21 protein-coding genes are annotated in these 23170 nt (G+C 53.9%); 12 read left to right on the forward strand and 9 right to left on the reverse strand.

Translation table 11 applies throughout. The features are described from left to right. Window positions 1-248 precede the first annotated feature (248 nt). Both FRY97_RS09260 and FRY97_RS09265 read left to right on the forward strand, forming a co-directional pair. Window positions 249-1316, forward strand: a complete 1068-nt coding sequence (locus tag FRY97_RS09260) for a 3-oxoacyl-ACP synthase III family protein (RefSeq protein WP_147167169.1) — start codon at window positions 249-251, stop codon at window positions 1314-1316. A gap of 233 nt (window positions 1317-1549) precedes the next feature. Further along, a complete protein-coding gene (locus tag FRY97_RS09265) occupies window positions 1550-2083 on the forward strand; it encodes a DUF6794 domain-containing protein (protein WP_147167170.1) in 534 nt (177 codons plus the stop codon). 277 nt (window positions 2084-2360) lie between these two features. On the opposite strand, the gene FRY97_RS09270 is transcribed toward FRY97_RS09265, so the two are convergent. The 5 genes from FRY97_RS09270 to FRY97_RS09290 form a co-directional block, all read right to left on the reverse strand. Then, the gene (locus tag FRY97_RS09270) at window positions 2361-3998 is read right to left on the reverse strand and encodes an ABC-F family ATP-binding cassette domain-containing protein (RefSeq protein WP_147167171.1); all 1638 of its coding nucleotides are present in this window, start codon (window positions 3996-3998) and stop codon (window positions 2361-2363) included. A gap of 140 nt (window positions 3999-4138) precedes the next feature. Then, on the reverse strand, window positions 4139-4768 hold the full coding sequence (locus FRY97_RS09275; protein WP_170254566.1) for a hypothetical protein: 630 nt from the start codon (window positions 4766-4768) through the stop codon (window positions 4139-4141). Window positions 4769-4984: 216 nt separating this feature from the next. Further along, the gene (locus tag FRY97_RS09280; protein WP_147167173.1) at window positions 4985-5983 is read right to left on the reverse strand and encodes a hypothetical protein; all 999 of its coding nucleotides are present in this window, start codon (window positions 5981-5983) and stop codon (window positions 4985-4987) included. Window positions 5984-6136: 153 nt separating this feature from the next. Continuing rightward, window positions 6137-6853, reverse strand: coding sequence for an NRDE family protein (locus FRY97_RS09285; protein WP_147167174.1), 717 nt, complete (start codon window positions 6851-6853; stop codon window positions 6137-6139). A gap of 5 nt (window positions 6854-6858) precedes the next feature. Beyond that, a complete protein-coding gene (locus tag FRY97_RS09290) occupies window positions 6859-7542 on the reverse strand; it encodes a nitroreductase family protein (RefSeq protein WP_147167175.1) in 684 nt (227 codons plus the stop codon). Window positions 7543-8579: 1037 nt separating this feature from the next. Between FRY97_RS09290 and FRY97_RS09295 the strand changes: the two genes are divergently transcribed. The 5 genes from FRY97_RS09295 to FRY97_RS09315 all read left to right on the forward strand — a co-directional run bounded on the left by FRY97_RS09295 (window position 8580) and on the right by FRY97_RS09315 (window position 11556). Next, on the forward strand, window positions 8580-8954 hold the full coding sequence (locus FRY97_RS09295) for a hypothetical protein (protein ID WP_147167176.1): 375 nt from the start codon (window positions 8580-8582) through the stop codon (window positions 8952-8954). Between the two features lie 312 nt (window positions 8955-9266). Further along, window positions 9267-9623, forward strand: coding sequence for a hypothetical protein (locus tag FRY97_RS09300; protein ID WP_147167177.1), 357 nt, complete (start codon window positions 9267-9269; stop codon window positions 9621-9623). A 102-nt stretch (window positions 9624-9725) separates the two neighbouring features. Beyond that, window positions 9726-10214: a hypothetical protein gene (locus tag FRY97_RS09305; RefSeq protein WP_147167178.1), complete on the forward strand. Its 489-nt coding sequence runs from the start codon at window positions 9726-9728 to the stop codon at window positions 10212-10214. Window positions 10215-10269: 55 nt separating this feature from the next. Further along, the gene (locus tag FRY97_RS09310; protein ID WP_147167179.1) at window positions 10270-10884 is read left to right on the forward strand and encodes an SCO family protein; all 615 of its coding nucleotides are present in this window, start codon (window positions 10270-10272) and stop codon (window positions 10882-10884) included. A 141-nt stretch (window positions 10885-11025) separates the two neighbouring features. After that, complete coding sequence (locus tag FRY97_RS09315) at window positions 11026-11556, forward strand: NUDIX hydrolase (protein ID WP_317131902.1); 531 nt, start codon at window positions 11026-11028, stop codon at window positions 11554-11556. A gap of 190 nt (window positions 11557-11746) precedes the next feature. Here FRY97_RS09315 and FRY97_RS09320 read toward each other — a convergent pair whose 3' ends face one another. The 3 genes from FRY97_RS09320 to FRY97_RS09330 all read right to left on the reverse strand — a co-directional run bounded on the left by FRY97_RS09320 (window position 11747) and on the right by FRY97_RS09330 (window position 17253). Next, window positions 11747-13531: a tetratricopeptide repeat protein gene (locus tag FRY97_RS09320; protein ID WP_147167180.1), complete on the reverse strand. Its 1785-nt coding sequence runs from the start codon at window positions 13529-13531 to the stop codon at window positions 11747-11749. A 156-nt stretch (window positions 13532-13687) separates the two neighbouring features. Continuing rightward, entirely contained in the window at window positions 13688-16654 is a 2967-nt protein-coding gene (locus FRY97_RS09325; RefSeq protein ID WP_170254567.1) for a S8 family serine peptidase, read from the reverse strand. Between the two features lie 128 nt (window positions 16655-16782). Further along, a complete protein-coding gene (locus FRY97_RS09330) occupies window positions 16783-17253 on the reverse strand; it encodes a very short patch repair endonuclease (protein WP_147167182.1) in 471 nt (156 codons plus the stop codon). Between the two features lie 95 nt (window positions 17254-17348). Between FRY97_RS09330 and FRY97_RS09335 the strand changes: the two genes are divergently transcribed. The 3 genes from FRY97_RS09335 (at window position 17349) to radA (ending at window position 21013) form a co-directional block, all read left to right on the forward strand. Continuing rightward, on the forward strand, window positions 17349-17999 hold the full coding sequence (locus FRY97_RS09335; protein WP_170254568.1) for a flavin reductase family protein: 651 nt from the start codon (window positions 17349-17351) through the stop codon (window positions 17997-17999). A gap of 142 nt (window positions 18000-18141) precedes the next feature. Then, entirely contained in the window at window positions 18142-18912 is a 771-nt protein-coding gene (locus FRY97_RS09340; RefSeq protein WP_147167183.1) for a Bax inhibitor-1/YccA family protein, read from the forward strand. Window positions 18913-19636: 724 nt separating this feature from the next. Further along, complete coding sequence (gene radA / locus FRY97_RS09350; protein WP_147167184.1) at window positions 19637-21013, forward strand: DNA repair protein RadA; 1377 nt, start codon at window positions 19637-19639, stop codon at window positions 21011-21013. A 15-nt stretch (window positions 21014-21028) separates the two neighbouring features. Here the strand turns inward: radA and FRY97_RS09355 are convergent, their stop codons facing one another. Beyond that, window positions 21029-21664: a beta/gamma crystallin-related protein gene (locus FRY97_RS09355; protein WP_147167185.1), complete on the reverse strand. Its 636-nt coding sequence runs from the start codon at window positions 21662-21664 to the stop codon at window positions 21029-21031. Window positions 21665-21819: 155 nt separating this feature from the next. Between FRY97_RS09355 and FRY97_RS09360 the strand changes: the two genes are divergently transcribed. Further along, entirely contained in the window at window positions 21820-22221 is a 402-nt protein-coding gene (locus FRY97_RS09360) for a thiol-disulfide oxidoreductase DCC family protein (RefSeq protein WP_147167186.1), read from the forward strand. Between the two features lie 9 nt (window positions 22222-22230). Further along, window positions 22231-23133: an RluA family pseudouridine synthase gene (locus tag FRY97_RS09365; RefSeq protein WP_147167187.1), complete on the forward strand. Its 903-nt coding sequence runs from the start codon at window positions 22231-22233 to the stop codon at window positions 23131-23133. Window positions 23134-23170 lie beyond the last annotated feature (37 nt).

A 23170-nucleotide genomic window follows, 5' to 3' on the forward strand; every position in this document is an offset into this window, starting at 1 on the left:
AGGACAGGCTGGTAGGCAGTAGTAAGCTGGTGCTTTTTATCAACTGGGGCAAGGCACTAAAGATAGGGATTGCGAGCTAGAGGGGCAAACGAAAGGCTTTGAAATTGCGGAAGGGCCATTCCGTCTCCGGGGCAGCCGGCAAAATGCATTTGGGGAATTGCAATAAAATTTCGATTTTCACAGCATGCTATAAAGGATTATCTTTTCAGTCCTGATCAACCAAATTTCCATAAAGATCAAATCAAAATATGCTGCGTTCAAAGATTGGAGGTATAGGGTACTATGTGCCTGAGAAAGTAGTCACCAATGACGACTTGTCTAAAGTCATGGATACCAATGACGAATGGATACAGGAGCGGACAGGGATAAAAGAGCGCCGCTACGGGAAAAAGCACGAGGAGACTACGGCCACTATGGGCGCCCGGGCTGCTGAAATTGCGATAGCGCGGGCGGGCATCGCCAAAGAGGATGTCGACTTTATCATTTTTGCCACCCTTAGCCCTGATTATTACTTCCCTGGCTGTGGCGTGCTGCTGCAGCGCGAGCTGGGGATCACTGGCAATGAGGCTGGTGCGCTCGACATCCGCAATCAGTGCAGCGGCTTCTTATACGGCCTTTCTGTAGCCGATCAGTTTGTGCGTACCGGGATGTACAAGAACGTGCTCTTAGTCGGTGCGGAGATGCATTCTATGGGGCTCGATTATACTACACGCGGCCGCAACGTTACCGTTATTTTCGGGGATGGTGCAGGGGCTGTGGTCTTGCAGCCCACCGAAAAGGAAGGGCAGGGCGTACTGAACACCTGCCTGCACTCTGATGGCACTTATGCGGAGAAGCTGGCGTTCATCAACCCCGGCTCCCACGGCGGTTATCACCAACGGCATACTGGCGAAACGCCGGACTACGGCTACAGCGATGCGGAGTATGGGGATATCTTCCTCAACAGCCACATGCTAGAGCACGGGCAGATTTTCCCGAATATGGAAGGGCAGTTCGTTTTTAAAATGGCGGTGCAAAAGTTCCCGCAGGTCATCATGGAATCTTTGGGCAAAGCAGGGCTTCAGCCTTCAGATATTGATATGCTCATCCCACATCAGGCCAATTTGCGCATCAGCGCTTTCGTGCAGAAGAAGCTGGGCTTAAAGGATGAGCAGGTTTGGAATAACATTCAAAAGTTCGGCAATACCACAGCCGCATCTGTGCCCATTGCGCTTTGCGAAGCATGGGAGGCAGGTAAAATCAAGGAGGGCGACCTCGTGTGCCTGGCTGCGTTTGGCAGTGGGTTTACTTGGGGCGCCGGGCTCATACGCTGGTAGGCCTCCTCATCCAAGGAAGTTGTATTAACTTTTTCATAGCACATTTATTTTGAGGTCCCCACAGGTTGCTGTGGGGATTTTTTTTTGGGGATTGGGTATACTTGCAGGGCCAACTCTTGCATTTATAGTCTTACAGCCCCTGACTCCTCGCCCCTGTATGCTAAAATTGGCCGTGTGCGGAGCGCGCGGGCTGTTGAATGGCGGTTTTGCCGCCGATAAGGAAAACGGAACCTATGTACAAGCAATTATTATTCCTAGCCCTCGGATTGGCTTTTAGCCTTAGCCTTACTGCACAGCGGCCCCCGGAGACAGCCCAAGAGTATGACAAAAATTACCGCCGCCGCATTCAGCAGGAGTATATCTATGGGGTGTACATCCCCTCAGACCTTGGCGATGCCTTCAATCAGCTGAATCAGCTCACCGACCGGGAGTCTGTACAGAAATTCAGGCAGGCTGATGAAGAAATGGCGGTGCGGAAGCTCCACTTCAGCCTTGGGCGCTGGATCATCCACAATTGGGGCTTTTACGAGGGGTCTAGGCTTTCTCACAGCCTGAAGCAGATGGGGCTGCACCACCCTGATGATATGGCCAGGTTTATCATCCGGTCTTACCACCGCAGCCTGAATAAAAAACCGATAGGGGCGAAAGAGCAAGTGGAGGCACTTGCTGAAGCCCGGCAGGCTGCTCATTTGCAGCGGCTAACGCAGGGGAAGGTCTTGCAGGAGGAGCGAAAGCCCGGAAAAGATTCTACCCTGCAAGGGCAGTAGGGCCACCGCTGAGCATTGGGCCGGACGGTCTACTTAGCGCAACAGGCCTGTCCTCAGTTGGGAGCAGCCGGTGCAAGGCCAATCCGCTAGCTCAGATTAAGAGATGCTATGTTAACATCCAAGCAGTTCTTTGAAAAAATTGCAGTTTGCAGACCGATTGCTAAAGTCCCAACACGCTCTACGCCCTCCCGCAAAGCATGACGCAAAAGGCCCGCAAGCGCATACGTGCTCGCGGGCCTTTTACAGCTGGCGTTTGTTAGGTAGCTTAAGGAGGCCCTTAGGCCACCCCTGCTGTGCCGTGTAAAACCTCGCGCTGTGCTTTGATTTTATCCGACCGCAGATAGTCGTCGTAATCCATCAGGCTGTCAATGACCCCGCTAGGCGTCACCTCCACAATCCGGTTGGCCACAGTCTCCGTAAGCTTGTGGTCATGGCTGGTAAAGATCATATTGCCTTCAAAATCGCGCATAGCATTGTTGAGCGCAGTGATCGACTCGAGGTCAAGGTGGTTGGTCGGCTCGTCCATCAGGATGAAGTTGGGGTGTGCCAGCATCACCTTAGACAACATGCAGCGCACCTTCTCCCCTCCGGAAAGTACAGAGGCTTTTTTCTGGACCTCTTCCCCTGAGAAAAGCATACGCCCGAGGAAGCTGCGGATGAACTGCTCATCTGGGTTTTCAGAATATTGCCGCAGCCAGTTGATGAGGTCAATATCGCCCTGCCCGGAGAAGTACTCGTCATTTTCATTAGGCAGATAGCCGGAAGTGATGGTCTGCCCAAATTCTATCTCACCAGAATCAGGCGCAATTTTGCCGGCCAGCACATTGAACAAAGCCGTGAGAGCGGTGGCGTCCCGCCCAATCAGGGCTATCTTATCGCCACGGTTCATCGTAAAGCTCACATTGGAGAAAAGCAGTTGCCCATCGGTATTGCGAAGGCTTAGGTTCTCTACCCTGAGTATTTGGTCGCCGGGCTCCCGCTCCATCTTAAAGTGGATGTAAGGATACTTCCGGCTCGAAGGCTGAATGTCTTCCAAGTTGAGCTTATCCAAGGCTTTCTTGCGGGCGGTGGCCTGCTTGCTCTTAGACGCGTTGGCGCTGAAGCGCTGAATAAACTCCATCATCTCCTTACGCTTCTGCTCTACCTTTTTGTTCTTGTTGGCCAGCTGCTGTGCCATCAGCTGGCTAGACTCATACCAGAAACTGTAGTTGCCTGTAAAGACCTTAATGCGCTTGAAGTCGATATCCACAATATGGGTACAGACCATGTCCAGGAAATAACGGTCGTGGGAAACGACGATGACCAAGTTCTTGAAGTCCGCCAGAAAATCAGCCAGCCAGGTGACCGTCTCCGCGTCAAGGTCATTGGTAGGCTCATCGAGCAACAGTATATCCGGGTTGCTGAACAGGGCTTGCGCCAACAGTACTTTCACTTTCTCAGCCCCGGAGAGGTCTTTCATCTGCCGATAGTGCAGGTCTTCGGTTACCCCCAGGTTGCTGAGCAGCTCCGCGGCATCGCTTTCCGCATTCCAACCGCCCATTTCCCCAAACTGGTTTTCGAGCTCCGCGGCCAGCAGCCCATCTTCTTCAGAAGCCTCAGGGTCCATATAGATGGCATTCTTGCGGACCATGATATCGTACATTTCCTTATGGCCCATGATGACCGTATCCAGCACCTGCTCTTCTTCGTATTCAAAGTGGTTCTGCTTGAGCACAGCCATACGGTTGCCAGGCTCTATCTCTATCCCTCCTCGGTTGGGGGCGATTTCACCAGACAATATTTTTAGGAAGGTAGACTTCCCTGCGCCATTGGCGCCAATTACACCGTAACAATTGCCACGGGTGAACTTGAGGTTGACTTCATCGAAAAGAATGCGCTTGCCATACTGCAAGCCCAGGCCATTGACTGTGAGCATGTGACTCCGATTGTGCCGCCGGTGAGGGCCGGCTTTTGAAACAAAGCCGCAAAGGTAGGCAAGCCTTTGGTCTAATGCCAGTTTTTCCCCTTTAAAGTTGAACGTCAATCGGTTGTTCTTCTGCTCATGAAGGCCCTTGGCTAATCATTCAGCTGGCAAGTCCAAATGGTGATGCTCTGCTCTCCCCGGTTCACCACTACCGGCAGGTCGTCTTGTGCCGTTGCACTGACCAGCACCCCGACATTATCGAACCCCTTGAACAGGTAAAGCTCCAAGCGGCCTTCCCATACCGGGTAATAGTTCAAATAGCGCTCCGTCTCTGCCCTTACCCGCTCGAAGGTAAACCAGTTGTCTGCATCAAACTGGTAGAACCAGAAAGCCAGGGCATAAGCTCCGTAGTGGGGGTCGGGAAAGTGCTCTACATAACACTTGGACAAAAGCGCCCCCGCCAGCTCAGCGGCCTTGCTGTTGCTGTACTTTTCGACAGAAATCTGTTCGACCTGGCCCGCCACCCAGTTGGCCAGGGCATGCGCGGAGGCAGTCACTGCCTCAAATGCGGCCGCATCTTCGAAGGGCGTCACAAAGTATTCCAGCTCCCAATTATCTAAGATCACCCCATTGTACATCGCCTGGTGGAAGGCAAAATCAGCAGGAGGCACCAGCCCTGCCAACAAATCCTGAAGGGTATCTTTGCCGAGGCCCGGAATACCGAGCACCTGCTTGACATTGCTGAACCTCCTATTGGGCTGCTCGTCCCGGGCTTGCAGCAATTGTGCTGCCAATTTGGGCGAAAGCCCACGCCCGCGCCCCCCCCCTGCGGTCGGGCACCTGCGCAACAAGGCTTTCTGGCGAATCACAAGCATTGAGGACAGCAAGCAGCTTGTGCAACTGTATTAGGTTGTTATCAGGCTCCATATCAAGTTTTTGCTTTAAGTTAAAGCAAACCCCCGACATCCGCCCTCTCTACGGCCGAAATTCACCTAAGCTTAACCTTGGGCGGTGCCTACAGGCGAGGTATGGGGCGCCGCAGCCGCTCTGATCCAATGACGTACGCGCTTCTGATACGTAAAAAGTTTAAGAAAAGCTTTCGCCGTCTGAAGATGGGTCATGACCGGCACACCCGCTTTCCGCTGCCGGCGGGCGATCCTCGAGATGATGCCCCAATGCCTGGCAATATCCCGCAAGGCTGAAAAGTAAGTCCCCTTGGCGGGGTCATAAATGTGAGTGGGCTCCGAACATACACCGTTAAGCTCGATAATCTTCAACCCTTCCCCGGTGTGCAGAGATGCTGGATGGGAGTACTTCAAGTCGAACCGGCCATAGTAGAAACCCGGGATCTGAAGCGCGAGCTCATCAAAAAAGCCATTCAGCTCCGGACCGATCAGCCCATTGCTGTTGATGAAACGGGTCCCCTTAGCGTGATTCCCCACAATGCCCAAGCTGACCAGCTCCCCCTGCCCAGGCACCTGCGCGAGCTTATCGGGGTACTGCTGCCGGATGCGCTCCAGCTGCAGCAGTGCCCGCGGGTGCCGATGGATCAGGTCAAGGACCGTGGATGCCCCATCCCCGCATACAGACAAGAACTCTTTCGTTGTTACAGAAGTGACCTGCCCTTTATGTTCCCCGGGCATGCGGTGATAAAGCACCCCTGCCTCGAAGGGGTGGGGCAGCCATTCCTGCGCAATAAAATCCACGGGGAAACGGTCTAGGTAAGCATTCATTTCATCTGGTGTAGACACCAACTGCACCAATAGCCCCCTAAAGCCAAGGTCTGGCTTCACGATAAGAGGGTACGCCATCCCAGCGCGCTGAATGCGGCTTTGCCGTTCCTGATGCCCGGTGCCTGCCGGCAAAAGCGCGGACAAAGGGCGGTAAGCTTCTGGCAGGAGCTCCAATGTTTTGAACTTAGACTCCATACCCATGCCGGAAGTGTAAATACTAGGGTTGACGGCAGACCAGAAGCACATGTGCCGGGACCGCAGCATCAGCCAAATTATCCAGGGCGCTACCGGGTAATAAAAAGCTTTGGAAGGCCAAAATTCCCAATTTGCCAGCTTGATTCCCAAGGGGCTTCTCATAGCAGTACAGAATGAGGTTTGGAGAGGCGGGCAGCAGCGCCGTAGCTCTGTTTGTTGTAATTAAGGATGATCAAAATCAATACTTACAGATTTTTCCAGCCCGCCGAGCAGGTCAAAATATGCCAGATCGCCCGAGGACTGGCCAACGGCCACCGAGGTGATGCTTACTGTACGGACCTGATTGCCACGGTTCATGACCACATCGTTCTCTGGGTCTCCATCGCCTGCGGTGCGGTGCCAGTGCAGGGCATCTTCCCGCCGTGGTGCCCCGGCCCCAGCGAGCCAGCGCCGAAACCACCCCTCTCGTTTCTGCTGTACGGATGGAGAGTAAAGCGTGGAAGAAGACCAAAGGTGGGGCTGCCCCGTATCGAGCCTTTCCAGATCGGTGCATTGCCCGTCCCACCGCAGGACCTGCAAAGCGTACCGCTGTGCAATGACCATGGTGAAGGGCTCCATACCTTCAAAGGTATAAGCTTTTGCAAATGCAGAAGGGCCAGAAAACGCGAAGTAGTCCAACGCCATAAGGCCACGGCTCCGGCGGTAAGGAGGCCGGTGGGCGTGCTTTTCTCTCGCGCCATTTAGGATACAGACAGTAACCCCCGCCCCGCTCAGGGCGACCCAAGTGCCCCCTGCCCCTTCGTCCTGAGGGTATATCAGCCTAGCCTGGCCAAGCTGCCGCTCGTGCAGGGATTTAGCATTGCGCCCCGGTGCCTCATCCCGGTTAGAGGTCAACAGATAACCGCCCTCCTTATGGGGCAGGTAAGTAACCGTACACATTCGCTTTAGTCTTTTGGGGCAGCATAATGAAATAAGACTTCCTCTTTGGGCTTCCGCTCCAAGTCCGGGATATGGACTACATCGGCAGGGTAGCCCACAGGTATCAGCAGGAACGGGCGCTCATTTTCTGGCCGGCCCAGTATTTTCTGGAGGAAGTTCATCGGGCTTGGGGTATGAGTTACTGCGACCAGGCCCGCGTTGTGGATAGCCGACAAGAGGAAGCCTGCGGCCAAGCCAACCGATTCGTTGACGTAGTAATTTTTCTTCTGTACGCCATCCACCAGATCATAGGGCTTCTTAAAAACCACAATCAGATAAGGCGCCACATCGAGAAAAGGCTTTTCCCAATCTGTGCCGAAAGGCTGAAGATCTTCCAGCCATTCCTCAGACATACGCCCGTGGTAATTCTCATATTCCTCTTTCTCCGCAGCCTCCCTGATCTGATGCTTAAGGGCAGGGTCCGAAACCACACAGAAAGACCAAGGCTGCTTGTGCGCCCCGGAAGGTGCGGTGGATGCCGTCATGACGATATGCTCAATCACTTCGTAAGGCACCTCTTTGTCCGAAAACTCCCGTACGGTCCGCCTGCGCTCCATAAACTGATGAAGTTCGCGGCTTCGTTTTAGCATCTCCGCCTTGGGGTAGCGCATGCATTTGTAGGTCGTAAACCCTGGCTTTTTCTCTGCCATCTGAAATAATTATTCGTTATCGCTTTTCGGGGCATGCCGTGCCGGTGTCACAGTCTTATAGTCCAACAACTCAGGATTTATGAGATTATGGCGAAGCCATTTTTTAGCTCGCAAGGCGAAAAACGCAGGCGATGCCGACACAAAGCGTGGGGAAAAGGGGCCCTACGATGAAGCCGGCGAGGCTTTTCAACTTGCCTGCGGTGCGCAAGCAGGCGCTGCGAGGTGGAAAAGGGCTAGTCAGCAATCACAAATCTTGGGTTGGCGGACTATAAAAGGCCACTATGCTCAATATAGCCCGGGCAACTGCCTGTTTTCTAGGAGTGAGCAGGCTAAAACAGTGCCATTGCAGCCCATCTAGCACCCTATGCTCCCGGAATAATGCACAAAACTAATGAAATGGAACGGAGTATGCATACTTTGCCCATAGGCGGCCACACTGAAAAACAATGCCATGTCACAAACAATATTTTATTATATGAAAAAAATAACGTAAATTGAATCATATTGGGTTATAGAAGTGCTAAACTGTTCCTTGCTCAAGCTCCTGCCTTAAACGCCAAGCCTTCAAAACCATATTGCTGCACATGCAGCTTCCATCGGCAATTGGCGGCACTATTGAAACAACCATCGTTCATCTACCATTACCATCTGTTTTGCCAATGCTGGCCATGAGCAGTATACCGCATAGTAATCCTTGAACATTTCCTTAGCCCGGCCGGCTCAGAGCAACCTCCCTTCATCTGTAGCTGGCCGGCTACTTTGAAAGCTATCTAGTGTGTGTTTCTTAAATGGGGTAAGCAGCAACCTGTGCTTACCTCTTTTTTATTGGTGCCCGCATTGCAACCCTTGACGCGGCCGCCTGTCTGTAAGGGTGAAGGTGCAGCGACAGGTGCTCAATCCCAAAAGCAGGGCTGTTCATCGAAAGGAATGGCGCCTGAGGGGGATGCCGAATAGCTTTGTACCCGAATGAATCACCCAGCCGGCACAGCCCGGCTAAATTAATCACCGGGCTTAATACAGCCCCAAACCCGACTGTTATGTTTAAACGGACTGCCTTCACGGCTTTTCTAGCCACTGTATTGACGTTTTCCGCTTTCCACCTCACTGCAGCACCTGCAGCTTCCAACCCTGTAAAACTGAAGGGGGATATTGTAGCCTCCGGCCTGCTCGATGTGCAGCTGACCAACCTCATGCAGCAGCCTACCCGTGTATTGCTCGAATCCTATTCCGGGGTTGCGTATTTCCAAGATTATGTAAAGGGGCACAACGGCTACCGTAAGCTCCTGAACCTTAGCAATATCCCGGAAGGGACCTACCTGCTGAAAGTGCAGCAGGGCGAAGCGATCATCACTATGGTCGTCAAACATGAAGCCGCAGGCAGGTTCTTGGTCTCTGATGCAGTGAAAAGCTAGCGCAAAATGTATTTCCTGGCCATTCGGCCCATGTTCTTTACAAGTGTATCCGGCCTGCTTTTGCATGACATGCAGGCTGCAGCCCGGCAAGCAACTACTGTTTGCCGGGTTTTTTATTTCAATGATGATCAAAACCTGACATCCGTAGGGCCGCAACGGTGTTTACATAAACATCGGTCTGTAATTTGTGAATACTGAGCTGCATGCCGATACCGTTTAACAGCACAACAGAATCCCTATAATGTACCATGCCGATTGGCAAAAACCCTTTACCTTTGCCCTGTGAAGCAAAAGCATTTGGCAATCCTTTTCATGGCTCTTTACCTGGCCACATGGCTACAACCGTGGTGGCCGTTGGCGCAGTATTGGCTGCAGCAAGAACACATTATCGCTGAAAAGTGCCAACAGCGCATCCCCATGTGCCAAGGGCGTTGTTTCCTGGCCGACGAAATCGGCAAAGCTGCATCTGCTCAAAGCGCTTCCCTCGAAGCCTCTTCTGTTCAAATGGCTTACCCGCATCTGCCCGCCGGGCAGCATGCGTTCCGTTTCTTCTTAAGCCCATATTTGCACCTCCCGCCACAGGGCAATGACTGGGCGCTCCCGCCCCCGCCCTGCACGTTGGGCATTGAACACCCGCCGCCTTTTGCCAGCCATATCACCTGCTGTTGATGTTCAAATCATTATTAACTGCCTAGCATTTGCCCTCTGAGGCCTACGCAGGCCGATAAGTATATGGGGCTGTTGAGCTCCATCTATCCAAATCCAACAACCATGAAAATTCAACTTTTCAATATCCTACTCCTTTCCATTTTCACCTTCAGCAGCTGCACCTCCGAAAACGGGAGCGAGCAAGCGAGTACCGCTGATGAAGCCGCAGCGCTGAGCCCAGAGGAAGCGGCCGAGCGCGATGCATGGGAGGCCATGATGGTCATACATGATGATGTAATGCCAAAAATGAGCGAACTCAATCGTACAGCCCGGGCGCTCAAAGAGCAGGCACAATCCGTTTCCGAAGATGAAGCCCAAGCTGAGATAGCTGCTGCTGTTCAAAAAATCGAAGCTGCATCGGAAGGCATGATGTCATGGATGGCTGATATCAAGCACCCGGATAAGCTCCGCGATTCTCTGAGCCATACGGCAGTCATGGAGTATATGGAAAAAGAGACAGCTAAAATTGCTCAGGTCCGGGAAGACATGCTCCACAGCCTTGAAAACGGGCAGTCGCTCATTAGCAAATTCTCGCCTGCTGTAGATCAGTAACATTACCAAAACCCCGCCCCCAGCCTGGCGCTGTGGGGCGGCAACTCCATACGCCATGCGATATTTAATGATATGGGCAGTACTCTTGGCGGGGCTGTCCTCTTGCACGACTGCTCCCAAAGGCCCTCAGCCTCTCCCTTTCTTGGGCAACCATGAGATCAATGGGCAGGATACCGTCTACCATACCATACCGCCGTTCAGCTTTATCAGCCAAGATAGCCTGGCGGTGACCAACGGGACATTCGAAGGCAAGGCCTATGTAGCTGACTTTTTCTTCATCAGCTGCCCGACCATCTGCCCCAAAGTCAAAAAGAACATGCTCCGCATTTATGACAAGTACCAAGGCAACGATGACCTGTTGTTGCTCAGCCACACCATAGACCCCAAACGGGACACCGTGGGAAGGCTGAAGCAGTACGCTGACAACCTCGGCGTAGCCTCTCAAAAGTGGTTCTTTGTCACAGGGGAAAAAGACGACATCTACGCCATTGCCGATGACTATATGAGCATTGCAAAAGAAGACCCAGAAGCACCAGGCGGTTTTGACCACAGTGGCTGGGTGCTCCTTATCGACAAACAAGGGCACATCCGCTCTTTTGCCGACGGCACAGACGCCGCCAAAGTGGACCAGTTCATGCAAGACATCGACTGGCTGCTTGCCAATGAATAAAGGGCTGCCCTACAGCAGCCCCCCCTGCTGTAGGGCACCTTCCTTTGGGCTGTAAACATTGAAGTTACAGTTAGTTTACCTTTCAAAATAACTAATATTTTCGTTTGGAGTTGGGCGAAAGGCGCGTACCTTTGGTGCCCTATGGAAGAATGGAAAAAAATAGGCGAGCAATATACCTTCCGCGGATGGCGGAACATGATCCGGCGCACTTTTGAAATGCCGGATGGCCGCCATGCCGACTTCGACGTCATCGGTAACAACACTTATGTGACCATTGCTGCATTTACTGCAGACCAGGCGGCAGTGCTCGTCCGGCAATTCCGCCCTGGCCCGGAGTGCATACTCACCAGTTTCCCGCAAGGGTATGTAGACCCTACAGAATCCCCCGAAGAAGCGGCAAGAAGGGAACTGCTAGAAGAGACCGGATATGAAGCAGGCGACATTAGGCTATTGAAAGAAATCCGGTCTGCTTATTCCACGGAGCGGCACCTCTGCATGCTCGCCACCAACTGCCAACAGGTCGCACAACAACAACTCGATGAAGATGAATTTATAGAGGTCTTTACCCTGCCCCGCGCTTCCTTCCGTTCCCTGCTCAATACTCCTGCTGATACTAATTTTGCCAATATCGATGCAGGCTACCTTGCGCTCGATTTTTTAGGATGGCTATAACCCACAAAGTAGCGCGGCTGAGCTGCTGCAGGTCATTTCCAAGATTTCATCCTTGCTGCCGGCCAGGTTCACTAAAAATGGCCCCACCACTGAGCCGCTATCTGCTAGCAGCTTAGAGCCTGAGCACATGCTGGGAGCTCGTTCCTACATCTGAGCAAGGAACTTGGCAGGGAAAGCCCCTACCTCAATCTCAGAAGAACAGCTTGAGCCCCAGCCATTCTGACGGCTGGGCTGTCCGTTTTTTCTTCATCTTCTGCCTCAGCTCCTGCCCTGCCCAGTGCGCAAGCTCCTGATAGGTACCTGCCCCGGGAAGAGCGCCATCCCAGCCCACCAGGTGGGCCACCCCAATTTGCACTGGCGGAAGCGCCACTCCATTATCTGCTTTCAAACGGAACACCTGCTCCGGTAAACGAGGCTGGTACAGGTGGCGCAAATAAGCTACATCGGTTGTACGGCCCAGGTATGGCAGGCGGTGGAATGCGCCCCGGGCTTCCTTTCCGACTGGAAGCCCGGCAAAAGGGATCCCTGCAGTTTCCCCTCCGGCGTACACCAAAAGGCGGCGCTGCCCTTCCCAAAGGCTCTTGGATGGAGCCAGCCACTGTTCAAACAACAACTGCCCCATCTCCATATATTCAGAGGGAGAGCTTGCCTGATACAAGCTTTCCAAGCAGGCCTCCCACTGCGGGAGGGAAGTGCTGTAAATAAAAGCCTCTGTGCGGGTAAGGGCAATCGCCAGCTGAACCCGCCCACTGCTGTAGGCTGCAAGAAGGGCATCTTCTTCCCCCAGCTGTGCCTGCCAGTTTTCCAATTCCGATTCAGGGAAGCCTGCAGCTGCAGCAGGGTGGAGCCGCTGCAAAAGGAGCCAACCTGCCTCCGCCTGTTCTTGCCCTCCTGTTTCAGCGCACGCCAAAAGCGCGTATTCTGTCAGAGCGCTGCCCAGCGTATCCGGCAGGATGTGCCCAGCCTCTTCTGTCCAACCTAGCCCCTGCAGTGCGTACTGATATACCTGCCCCCAATCTGGTGCTGACTCTTGCAGTATGGCCTCGGCCATCAGCTTGGCATACCGGGCTTTTTCCTGGGCTGAGACCCCAGGCTTCCCCTCCTCTGATTTTTGCTGAAAAGCCAATTCGGAAACTTGCTGCGCCCGGCTGAGATATCTACGGGCCTGTCCGGGGTTGCCCTCTGCCAATTCAATGGCTGCCTGAAAAGCAATCTGCTGATCATCTGACTCCAAAAGGGGCTCCCAAACGGACCTTGCGCCCTGATACCGGCCCTGCTCTTCCAGTACTTTCCCAAGGGAAAGCAGGGCAGCGTCATCACCTGCGGGAGAGACCGCCAGCACTTGACGATAAGCAAGCTCTGCGTCACCCCAATTATGGTTTTCATAAGCCAGGGCTGCTTTTTCCTTCCAATAGGCCGACTGCAGCCGATACCCTTCCCCCTCGATAGCCCCATAAATGTCCATGACACCTTCAGCATAGAGGATAGCGGCCTCAGCTTGCTTCAGCTGCATACCGACGCGGAAAGCCCCAGCCTGCAGAATACTGATTTCGGCGGGGATCAGAGGGTCATCAATATAGGGATACTCCCAAGCCCGGTCTGCCGCCAGCAGGGCATCCTGCCACCTTCCTTCCGCCAGCGCAATCCGGCCGTCCTGCAGGTCGTTGAGGCCTAGCATTTCCGGCATAATACGAAACCGGATGTTACGGGAAGCCTCATTGGCAGCTGCCGCTTTGTAAAGCTCCCCCTGCATCAAATGATTATAACTCTCCAGCTCATACGCAATGCTGAGGTCGTAATACCGGTTCGGGAAAGCAGCATACAAGGCGGATAGCTGCTCGTTCGATTCGTCATACTTTCCCCCAGCAGTAAGCTGTTCTGCAAGGTTCAGCAGATCCTGAGCGGATTGTGCCGCAGCGGAAGCAAAAACAAAAGGCACTAGTAAGAGAAGGACAGTTTTTTTTGTCAAGCGCATAAGAAGGGGGTTTCAATGATTGGTTGTACCGGACGTAGCCGGGGCAAGTGGATAGATGCCGCAAGATAAGGGAAGTGAGAGAGAATAACGTCCCTGCCACTTCCCATAAACGTTGCAGCAACCTGCTCTTATTGCCTGCCAATGCTTACTTGGGCCCTATCGGGCCAGAACAATTTTCTGGCTTGCACTCCTCCCCTGCTGTTCTACCCATACCACGTAAGGCCCGTTGGGCAGAAAAGACACATCCAAACGGATAGCGGTGCCTGGCCAGTACAGCTGACGGCTCAGCTGCTCCCGCCCAAGCAGGTCGAACACCCGGATATGGGTAGCTGTGCCCGCAGCCGAAGCCAGATCAAGCCATACTGCAGAGGTTGCGGGGTTCGGGAACACTTTTACACCTTCCAGCCCAGGCCCGGCCTCGCTGGCAGAAGTGGGCACAGTGGTATCGATCACCGTAGCTTGTGCAACGGCTCCCGCTGCACAACCTCCGGCTTGTTCTGCAACAGCAGATACTGTATAAACACCTGTCCCTGCAAAGGTGTGTGAGACTTCTGCCCCAGATGCCAACGCACCATCGCCAAAGTTCCACTCCACTGAGCTAAGCCCCTGCCCTTCTGCAGAAAAAGCAAAAGTAGCCGAGCCAGCGTTCAAATCAAGAGTATCGGCCGAAGATACTATAGAGATGCCAGCGCTCTGTGAGGAGGAAACAGGCACATCAATAGCCTGCCTGCCACAACGCTCCACGTATTCAATTTCCCAATCGTAAAAATAGAAGTAATGAAATGCACCAAGGGTAGACCCTGTGATCTCCGCTACGCCAGGCACTACAAAAGGGAACCCATGCTGTCCGCCAGTGTTCATGCCCAGAGCGCCGCCCCCAAACAAGCGAAGCCGGTAGCCTTCACCTGGCTCGATAGTCAGCCCCAGCTCCACTCGCTGCGCTCCAGCCTCAGGGATCTGTATGACCCGGTTCAAAATGGACCCATCGGGGCGTACCAGCTGTACCAGGCGCCCGCCGGGCTGCTCTGCGTAAACGAGGACCGAACGGATGCGGAAAGGATGAAAAGCGTTGAAACGGATGCCTTGCTGCTGGCTCAGATACTGGAAACTGCCATTTTCCTGGTTTTGCCGGCCGATGTGAGCTATAGGCGACACCTCACTGTATACCCGCTGGGCTGTAGCGATTTCAGGCAGAGACAGTACAGGGCCTTCCCCTATAAGGTTGCCGCCTTCTAAAGCATCAAACCAGCGGACTTCGCCCTCCCCCTGAAATAGCGTCCGCACAATAGCATCTGCCCCTACGCAGGCGGTGTCCGTCTCCACTGTCGCACTTGAGACGGTTTCCTCCAGGACAATGACCCTTGTCTTCAGCTGATTGTCCAGGAAGCGGTCATCCCAAAGGCCATTTACACTATCGATAGCGATGCGTGCTTCGTAAACCCCAGCTGGGACAGGCTGCTGAGGAAGCACTACTTCCAGCCGTTCACCTGGGAGCAGCTCCCCTTCCCATGGATAAGCAAAAACCTGCCCTGCGATTTCATAAGAGAAGGCTAAAGCACGGACCGTATCCTGCCCTGGGTTATCCACCACAGCCACAAATTGCACACTTTCGCCACAGTTATACGCTGGCGTCTCCACAGAAAGCAGTGTCACATCTCGGGCCCGGGAAACGGGCGGTACAGGAGTATGCCCCTGCCCCACTAGGTAATCAAATGCAGCAGGCACGTTGATGAGGCCCATGCCATAATTGTTATCCTCCCCCTCTTCCCCTAGGTCGGTGGCAGAGAAGTACAAAGCAAGCATCAGCTCCTCTCCGGGCAGGTAAGGGAAAGCCTCCTTGAGCAATAGAATTGCGCCAGAAGTATGGGGAGCCGCCATAGAAGTGCCTGATAGGAACTGGTACGCTCCGTCCAAATAAGAAGAGCGTACGCTTGACCCGGGAGCAGACACCTCCGGCTTAATGAGCAATGAGCCTTCCCCCCCACAAATGGAAGGGCCCCGGCTAGAGCTGTTGGCAATGGGGAAATTGGGGTTGTTGCCATCAAGGTTGCCCACCGAAAAAAGGCGGACCAAATCCCAATTATTGAACTTTGGCGGGGTGATGGTGGAAACGCCCGGGCCATCGTTGCCAGCAGAAAAGACCACAGCGATGCCCGCTGCGTACAGGGCGTCGTACACTTCGAACAGACCGCTGTCGTCACAGAAATTGGCACCGCTGCGCCATGAGTTGTTGATCACATCTGGGATATCTTCAGTCGTAGCAGGGTCGTCGTCTGGGTTCAATGCCCACTCGAACAGCCCGAAAATACCTGCTACGTCTGTGCCATTTCCACAATCCCCCCCAAGGGCGATGCCACTGACCCATTGTGCATCAAAAGCCACACCTATGGTATCCCGGTTGAGCCGGTCGAGCCCAACCATAGTGCCTGCAACGTGGGTCCCGTGCCCATCACAGTCAACGGGCTCAGTATCTCCAGACCAAGAGGATGAGACATCGCGCAAGTGGTAAGCAAACTGCCGGTGGAGGGCAGGGTGGGCAGGGTCGGTCCCTGTATCCGAGATGAGGGCAGTCCGGCCGTAGCCAGTATAGCCCATCGCCCACATTTCAGGGGCGCCAATGGCAATCAGCCCCGGCTCTACGCCGTCGGGAGCGAGCGGCGGGGCCGCCTCTCCGCAAATGCTTTCCACAAGTTCGACAGGGGCGTTGTAGCCCAGCTGCGCTACCTCAGCCCAGCCCTGTACCTTGGCAATGGCTCCGGGGGTAGCCTCCAAGAAGATTAGATTGGTTATCCAAAACGGCTTTAAAGAAGATGCCTCTACACCTTTGAGCCCTTGCAGGCGGCGCAGCAGCTCTGGCTGCACCTCACGGGCTTTTTCCTGCAAGCGGGGCACCAACTCCCTTGCCCGCTCTTCTACGGTTATGCCCTCGGCGCGCCACCGGTCTTCCAAAGCCCGCACGTCCAAGCGGTCTTTCAACAACAGGTAAACGGGAATGTGGTGCTCTGCATTAGCCGCTGATATAGCCTGCTGCAGCTCCAGCGTGAGTGGAGCCTCCTGTGCTATACCATAGCTCCAGCCTGACAAAAGGGCTGCGGCCAAAAATATGATCCATCGTTTGTTCATACGTTCTCTAAAATTGGGTGCTCCGGAAGCAGGCATCCCTGCTGTCCGTGTAAATAATGATTCTTAAAGATAGCGGGAAAAACAGTATACTAAGGCCCCGCAGGTGTCTCCTAATTGTCAAAGGTGGCTTAAGCGCCTTCCCGGGCCTGCTCTATGGCCTCTACTACAATCTGTAGGCAGCGGCTAAAGTCGTCTTTCAGCCTTTTTTCCCAAAACCTGATGACCATCCACCCTTCGCGCTGTAAGCGCAATGTGTTTTCCCTGTCGCGGGCCATGTTCCGTTCTATTTTGGGGACCCAATAAGCCCGGTTGCGCTTAATGCGGTATTTTTTTTCCTCCCAATTGTAACCGTGCCAAAACTCCCCGTCCACAAAAACGGCAACTTTGTACTTTCGGATGGCGATATCAGGAGTGCCGGGCAGGCCTTTCACATTTTTCCGGTACCGGTAGCCCCTTTGCCAAAGGGCACGCCTCAGCATCACTTCGGCCCGGGTATCTTTCCCCCGGATGCGGCTCATCGTTCGGGAGCGCTGCGGGCTGGTATAGTGTGTCTGCAGCTCTTCGAACCGTGGTGTTTTGGAGTTGTTTTCAGCATCCATGTTAGGCCGTTTGACCAATGAAGAAAAGGTTGAACGAAAAAAAAGGCCGGCTGTTGGATAGACATCGGGCAAGTCCGCCTGAAAAAACGATGACCATGTACAAGACTTTTTCTGTAGATGACTTACTGGCCATGGAACGCTTTTACCGCCGGGACTTCATCAACACCCTCTCGGGCGTGCGCAATGCCCATCTGCTTGGCACCCTAAGTTACAAAAAGGTGCCCAACTTGGGGTTGTTCAACTCTGTTACCCACATTGGGGCCACCCCGCCTCACCTAGGATTCATCATGCGGCCCCTTACCGTGCCGCGTCAGACCTACCACAACATCAAGGCGCAGGGGCATTTCACCCTAAACCAAGTGACCTTAGGCACCTACCAACAAGCCCATCAGGCCTCGGCAAAGTACGAGGTGGACGAGCCGGAATTCGAAGCCGTTGGGCTTACGCCTTACTTTAGCGAAACACACCGTGCGCCTTATGTAGCAGAAAGTCCCATCCAAATCGGATTGGAGCTTGCAGAGGAACACCATATCAAAGCTAACGGGGCATTGTTCATTGTTGGAAAAGTCGTCGAGATCCGTTTACAAAGCCACCTGATCGCAGATGATGGGCATATCCGGATGGATGCCGCACAGGCGGTAGGCGTAGCGGGGCTCGACCATTATTACCGGCCGGAGCCCATAGCGCAATTGCCTTACCCGCGCCCTGGGCAGGAAGACAAGATCCTGAAGCCGAAAAACAACTAATCGGCCTGCTTTCCTGTTTTTTAATTATTGTTTATTTTGAAGCGCTCCGCAGCCAAACCTGCCAAGCTGTACACCCCAAAAAGCTCAACAGGTCCTGCTATAAGGAGCGTTCTTGATCAGCTTCACTAACCAAAAATATACAATGAGCAGAAAAAAAGGATTTTTCCAATCTCGCAACCCCGTAATGAGCGACCGCGCTTACCACAAGGCAGCTTCCGAGGTTCTTGATGCAGGAATGGCCCAAAGCGGCCAGGCAGTAGAACGGATGACCGTATCTGGGGCGGTCAACAAATCATTGCTACTAGGCGCCCTGATGCTGGCCACGGCGGTGTTCAGCTATGCCAACCCCAACCCACTATTTATGTACGGAGGCGCTATCGGCGGCCTCATTGTGGTCTTGATCGCCTCTTTCCGGCCCAAAAGCAGCCCGATCACCGCTCCCATTTACGCAGCATTGGAAGGCTTGTTCGTTGGAGGTATCTCAGCCTACTACGCAACGGCCTATAGCGGCATTGTCTTCCAAGCCGTAACCCTCACTATGGGCGTTTTTTTCACCATGCTCTTCTTGTACAAGTCTGGCACCATAAAAGTAACCAACAAGCTGCGCAGCGGCATCATGATGGCCACCGGAGCCGTTTTCTTGGTGTATCTGCTGAACTTCATCCTTGGCTTCTTTGGCATACAAGTCCCTTTTCTACACCAATCTGGCATGGTCGGCATCGGCATCAGCCTGCTGATTATCGGCGTAGCGGCGCTGAACCTACTGCTTGATTTTGACAATTTCGACAAGGGCGAGCAATACGGCGCCCCCAAATACATGGAGTGGTTCTCTGCTATGGGGCTGATTATTACTTTAGTCTGGCTGTACATCGAAATCCTGAGGCTGATTGCCCTCTTCTCTTCCAATGACTAAATGAAAATGGCATTGCTATCAACGCTGCCCCTGCGCGGGCACCGCAGGCCCGCGGTGCCCGCGTTTTTGTAGGGCTATCCCCCTTGCTTGAACTGAAAATACCATCTTATGGGTGCGGATAGCCGAGCTGAACAAAAAGGAAAAACAAAAGCGGCTCTATAGAAACCCGGTTTGGACATCGAGCGGTTAGAGATTGCCGCCCGCCCAATCGCCCCGGAAAATGCCATTGGCCGGATCAGCCGCATGCATGCCATTAACAATAAGAGGGGGCTGAAGCAGCACTCAGGGCTCTAGAGCGAAAGCTGCGCTTGCTAAGGTAGACTCGCTTGGCTTCGAGAACGATAGCTGGTGTGGGCAGCCTACCGCCGCTGGCCGGCTCTTATTCATATTTATGCTGGGGAGCAACTAGTGTGTACGGTGTGCAGCAAGGGGCTAAAAAAACCAGGGCTGCTGCACCGAAGTGCAGCGCCCTGTATAACCCCAAAAAACCAAATGAAAACAATCTACATATATCTTGACAATTCTTGTCTGCCTCAAAGGAGGAACAAAGGTTGTGCTGGTTCGTCAGAAATTAACTTTACGCTAAATTAACCCATATTTTGAAAACTCCTAGCGAGTACTTTATTAAACTTTAGCGCAATTGCTCCTATGGGTTACAAAATTAAATACATTTGACCTAGCTACCAAATACAAACAAAGGTCAAACATCAAAATTTAACAGCTTTTGGCAAAAGTCAAGACAATTTACGCTTGTACCAGTTGTGGGGCAACCTCACCAAAGTGGGTAGGGAAATGTAACCACTGCGGCGAATGGAATACTTACATAGAAGAAGTCATCTCCAAGGACACGGCCACTGAAGCCAAAGACAAAGCTTGGCGAGCGCCCGAAACAGCATCTGGAAATAGGCCCGTGCCCCTCCCCGAGATCAAAGCAGGCGACATGGCCCGGCTGGTTGCACCGGACGAAGAGCTCAACCGGGTCCTCGGCGGCGGGATAGTGCCGGGCTCCCTTGTGCTCATTGGCGGGCAGCCGGGCATCGGTAAATCCACCCTTCTTTTACAGCTAGCCCTCCACATACCGGTCAAAATACTGTACGTCTCCGGAGAAGAGAGCGAAGAGCAGATCAAAATGCGGGCCGACCGTATTGGCGGGCAAGCCTCCAACTGCTACATCCTTGCAGAAACCAATACGAGCAAGCTACTCAAACACGCCCAAAACCTCAAGCCGGACCTGCTGATCATTGATTCCATTCAGACCCTGTCCAGTCCACATATCGATTCCATGCCGGGCAGCGTCTCCCAAGTAAGGGAGTGTGCTGGAGAACTGCAGCGCTTCGCCAAGGAGAGCCACATCCCAGTGTTCATCATTGGCCATATCACCAAAGAAGGCTCTATTGCCGGCCCAAAGCTACTGGAGCACATCGTGGATGCGGTGCTGCAGTTTGAAGGCGACCGCAACTATACCTACCGCATTCTCCGCACCATCAAAAACCGCTTTGGCAGCACAGACGAGCTCGGCATTTACGAAATGCAGGCCAATGGGCTCAGAGAAGTGTCCAACCCTTCAGAACTACTGCTTTCGCAAAATGAGGAAGACCTCAGTGGCAGCGCCATTGCTGCAACAATTGAAGGCATGCGCCCCATGCTCATCGAGACTCAGGCCCTGGTGAGCACTTCCGTCTACAGCAGCCCGCAGCGCTCTGCTACCGGCTTCGATCTCCGCCGCCTGAACATGCTGCTCGCTGTGCTCGAAAAGCGCGTAGGCCTGCCTTTCGCACAAAACGACGTTTTCCTGAACATCGCCGGCGGCCTTAGGGTAGACGATCCCGCCATAGACCTTGCCATCGTCTCCGCTCTGATTTCCTCGCTTGAGGACGTAGGGGTACCAACCGATGTCTGTTTTGCCGGAGAAGTAGGCCTCTCAGGCGAAATCAGGACGGTCAACCGCATCGAACAGCGCATACAGGAAGCCGACCGGCTGGGCTTTAAAGAGATTTACATCTCAAAGTACAACACTAAAGGGCTCGACCGGGGCCGCTATGAGATTGAAGTCAAAACGGTAGCCAAGGTGCAAGAGCTTTATTTTGCCCTCTTCAAATAAAGCGGTTGGGGGCGATCAATCCCATACCCTTTCTACCCGTATCGAGCTGATGCGGTCGTTCCACCAGGTTTCCCCTCTTGGCGCTGACCAATGGCTTTCCAGTACCAGCCGCCGGCCACGGAAGTAGCTGTGCTCGTACAGTATGACCCGGTACCCTTCGGGCACATAAACAGAGCTGATGCGGTCGTTCCAGAAATCATAGCCGCGCTCTGCTGTCCACTCCCCATATATGCGCATAGACGCGCCTTCGAAGTGCACATCCTGGAAAACCGTTACCGGCACCCGGTTCTCGATAACCGGCGGGCGGTAAGGGCGGTTCGGGCGGTCTGGACGGACTACCCGTATAGACGAGATCCTGCCGCACCAAAAACGCTCCCGCCTTCCGTCCCAACTGCCCCTGAAAACTTCCCGCCGCCCTCGGAAATAGCTGTCTTCGTATACCCAAACTTCCCAGCCTTCCGGTACGCCAATTGAAGCGACCCCATCGTTCCAAGGGTCTTGACGGTCCCTGGCAGACCATTCTTGGGCAATTTCCAGATAATCCCCACGGAAGCCTGGCTGAGAGAACAAACGTACGACTGGCTGAGCATTGGCCGTGTGCCACGCCCCCGCAGCTAAAAGCCAACACCATAAAAAATACTTCGGCATCATCTTTTTTTATGACAAGATGCAGGAAGCCCACGCCTACCCCCAAGCATCCCGCTCCGCTTAACGGTGTTTTAACGGCATGCTCGCTTCTTTAGGTTTTCATAACAAGCCCAACCTCTCCTTGCTATATCTGTTAATATGGAAGATAAAGGAAAAACATGCCCACTCAACACCCGGTTTTGTTATTTGATGGCGTTTGCAACCTCTGCAACGGTTCCGTGCAGTTCATCATCAAGAGGGATCCGGAAGGCCATTTCCATTTTGCCGCCCTGCAGTCGGAAGAGGGGCAGGCACTACTATCCCAATTCCCAGAGCGCCCAAAAGAGCTCAGCTCGGTAGCCCTTGTCGAGGATGGGCGGCTCTTCCTGCGCTCTGATGCAGCCCTGCGCGTCGCTAGAAAACTAGGCGGCGGCTGGCCGCTCCTTTACGGGTTCATCATCCTGCCACGCGCCCTAAGGGACGGGGTATACAACTTCATTGCCCGCAACCGCTACCGGTGGTTCGGCAAACAGGAATCCTGTATGCTCCCCCGCCCCGAATGGAAACAGCGTTTCCTCTAATTTGGACCTATGCCTTCACTCCCACTTGAAAGCCATCGAGTACCTGATGATATCCCGCCCATGAGGCTGAGCGACTACCTGCCGGGCGTCTTCCAGTCCACTCCATCCCGCAAGGGCATAAAAAAGGCTATCGACCGTGGGGAAGTGTGGGTAAACGGCGAAGCCCAGGCTACTGCTTACCGGGTACAGCCAGGAGATGAAATCCTGCTCATGCCGCGCAAAGGGGCTGCCCCTAAACCGCTCAACCTGCCTATCCCTATCCTTTATGCTGATGCACACCTCGCTGTAGCAATCAAGCCAGCTGGCCTGCCTGTGAGCGGCAACCAATACCAGACCTTGGTCAATGCCCTATCGGGCAAGCTGCTGCCTACAGTTGCACCTGACGCACTCCCCTGGGCTATGCCGGTCCACAGGCTAGACGCGCCCACCCACGGGCTCATCCTGCTTGCGCGGAGCCGGCAGGCACAACACACCCTTTCGGCAGCCTTTGCCAACCGGGAAGTAGAAAAAACTTATGAAGCTATCGTGAGCGGCAGGCTGCAGGAAAAAGCGGGAGCGCTGGATACCCCTTTGGAAGGCAAACCTGCCTGTACCCGTTACCGAGTGCTGCGCACTACGCCCGACCTCCACTCTGGGCAGCTCTCCTGGGTAGAAGCCTATCCGGAAACCGGGCGTACCCACCAGATCCGCAAACACTTATCTATGGCGGGAGCGCCCATACTTGGCGACGCCGCATATACGCCCGAAGGGCAACCTCTCTTGAAGCATAAAGGGCTCTTCCTTGCCGCGACAGGGCTAAAGCTTCAGCACCCTGCCACTCGGGCTCCCCTGCAATTCAGCGCAGCGCCACCCGATAAATTCGAATCGGTATTCAAACGGGCTGGAGCGCGCTGGCAGAAATTCCACAAGTGACTTGTGCCCAGGGCCTAAAGCCCGTAAAAGGCTGCCA

Origin of the sequence: Phaeodactylibacter luteus (assembly GCF_007993045.1) — a bacterium.
In the GTDB taxonomy this organism is placed as follows: Bacteria; Bacteroidota; Bacteroidia; order Chitinophagales; family Saprospiraceae; genus Phaeodactylibacter; species Phaeodactylibacter luteus.

Bases quoted from the DNA above. Each gene is read 5' to 3' on its own strand.
- FRY97_RS09260 (WP_147167169.1), top strand. From the start codon at position 249: ATGCTGCGTTCAAAGATTGGAGGTATAGGGTACTATGTGCCTGAGAAA.
- FRY97_RS09305 (WP_147167178.1), top strand. From the start codon at position 9,726: ATGAAAATTCAACTTTTCAATATCCTACTCCTTTCCATTTTCACCTTC.
- FRY97_RS09285 (WP_147167174.1), bottom strand. From the start codon at position 6,853: ATGTGTACGGTTACTTACCTGCCCCATAAGGAGGGCGGTTATCTGTTG.
- FRY97_RS09320 (WP_147167180.1), bottom strand. From the start codon at position 13,531: ATGCGCTTGACAAAAAAAACTGTCCTTCTCTTACTAGTGCCTTTTGTT.
- FRY97_RS09310 (WP_147167179.1), top strand. From the start codon at position 10,270: ATGCGATATTTAATGATATGGGCAGTACTCTTGGCGGGGCTGTCCTCT.
- FRY97_RS09300 (WP_147167177.1), top strand. From the start codon at position 9,267: ATGGCTCTTTACCTGGCCACATGGCTACAACCGTGGTGGCCGTTGGCG.
- FRY97_RS09295 (WP_147167176.1), top strand. From the start codon at position 8,580: ATGTTTAAACGGACTGCCTTCACGGCTTTTCTAGCCACTGTATTGACG.
- FRY97_RS09325 (WP_170254567.1), bottom strand. From the start codon at position 16,654: ATGAACAAACGATGGATCATATTTTTGGCCGCAGCCCTTTTGTCAGGC.
- FRY97_RS09290 (WP_147167175.1), bottom strand. From the start codon at position 7,542: ATGGCAGAGAAAAAGCCAGGGTTTACGACCTACAAATGCATGCGCTAC.
- FRY97_RS09270 (WP_147167171.1), bottom strand. From the start codon at position 3,998: ATGCTCACAGTCAATGGCCTGGGCTTGCAGTATGGCAAGCGCATTCTT.
- FRY97_RS09330 (WP_147167182.1), bottom strand. From the start codon at position 17,253: ATGGATGCTGAAAACAACTCCAAAACACCACGGTTCGAAGAGCTGCAG.
- FRY97_RS09280 (WP_147167173.1), bottom strand. From the start codon at position 5,983: ATGCTGCGGTCCCGGCACATGTGCTTCTGGTCTGCCGTCAACCCTAGT.
- FRY97_RS09360 (WP_147167186.1), top strand. From the start codon at position 21,820: ATGCCCACTCAACACCCGGTTTTGTTATTTGATGGCGTTTGCAACCTC.
- FRY97_RS09355 (WP_147167185.1), bottom strand. From the start codon at position 21,664: ATGATGCCGAAGTATTTTTTATGGTGTTGGCTTTTAGCTGCGGGGGCG.
- FRY97_RS09340 (WP_147167183.1), top strand. From the start codon at position 18,142: ATGAGCAGAAAAAAAGGATTTTTCCAATCTCGCAACCCCGTAATGAGC.
- FRY97_RS09265 (WP_147167170.1), top strand. From the start codon at position 1,550: ATGTACAAGCAATTATTATTCCTAGCCCTCGGATTGGCTTTTAGCCTT.
- FRY97_RS09315 (WP_317131902.1), top strand. From the start codon at position 11,026: ATGGAAGAATGGAAAAAAATAGGCGAGCAATATACCTTCCGCGGATGG.
- FRY97_RS09335 (WP_170254568.1), top strand. From the start codon at position 17,349: ATGTACAAGACTTTTTCTGTAGATGACTTACTGGCCATGGAACGCTTT.
- FRY97_RS09365 (WP_147167187.1), top strand. From the start codon at position 22,231: ATGCCTTCACTCCCACTTGAAAGCCATCGAGTACCTGATGATATCCCG.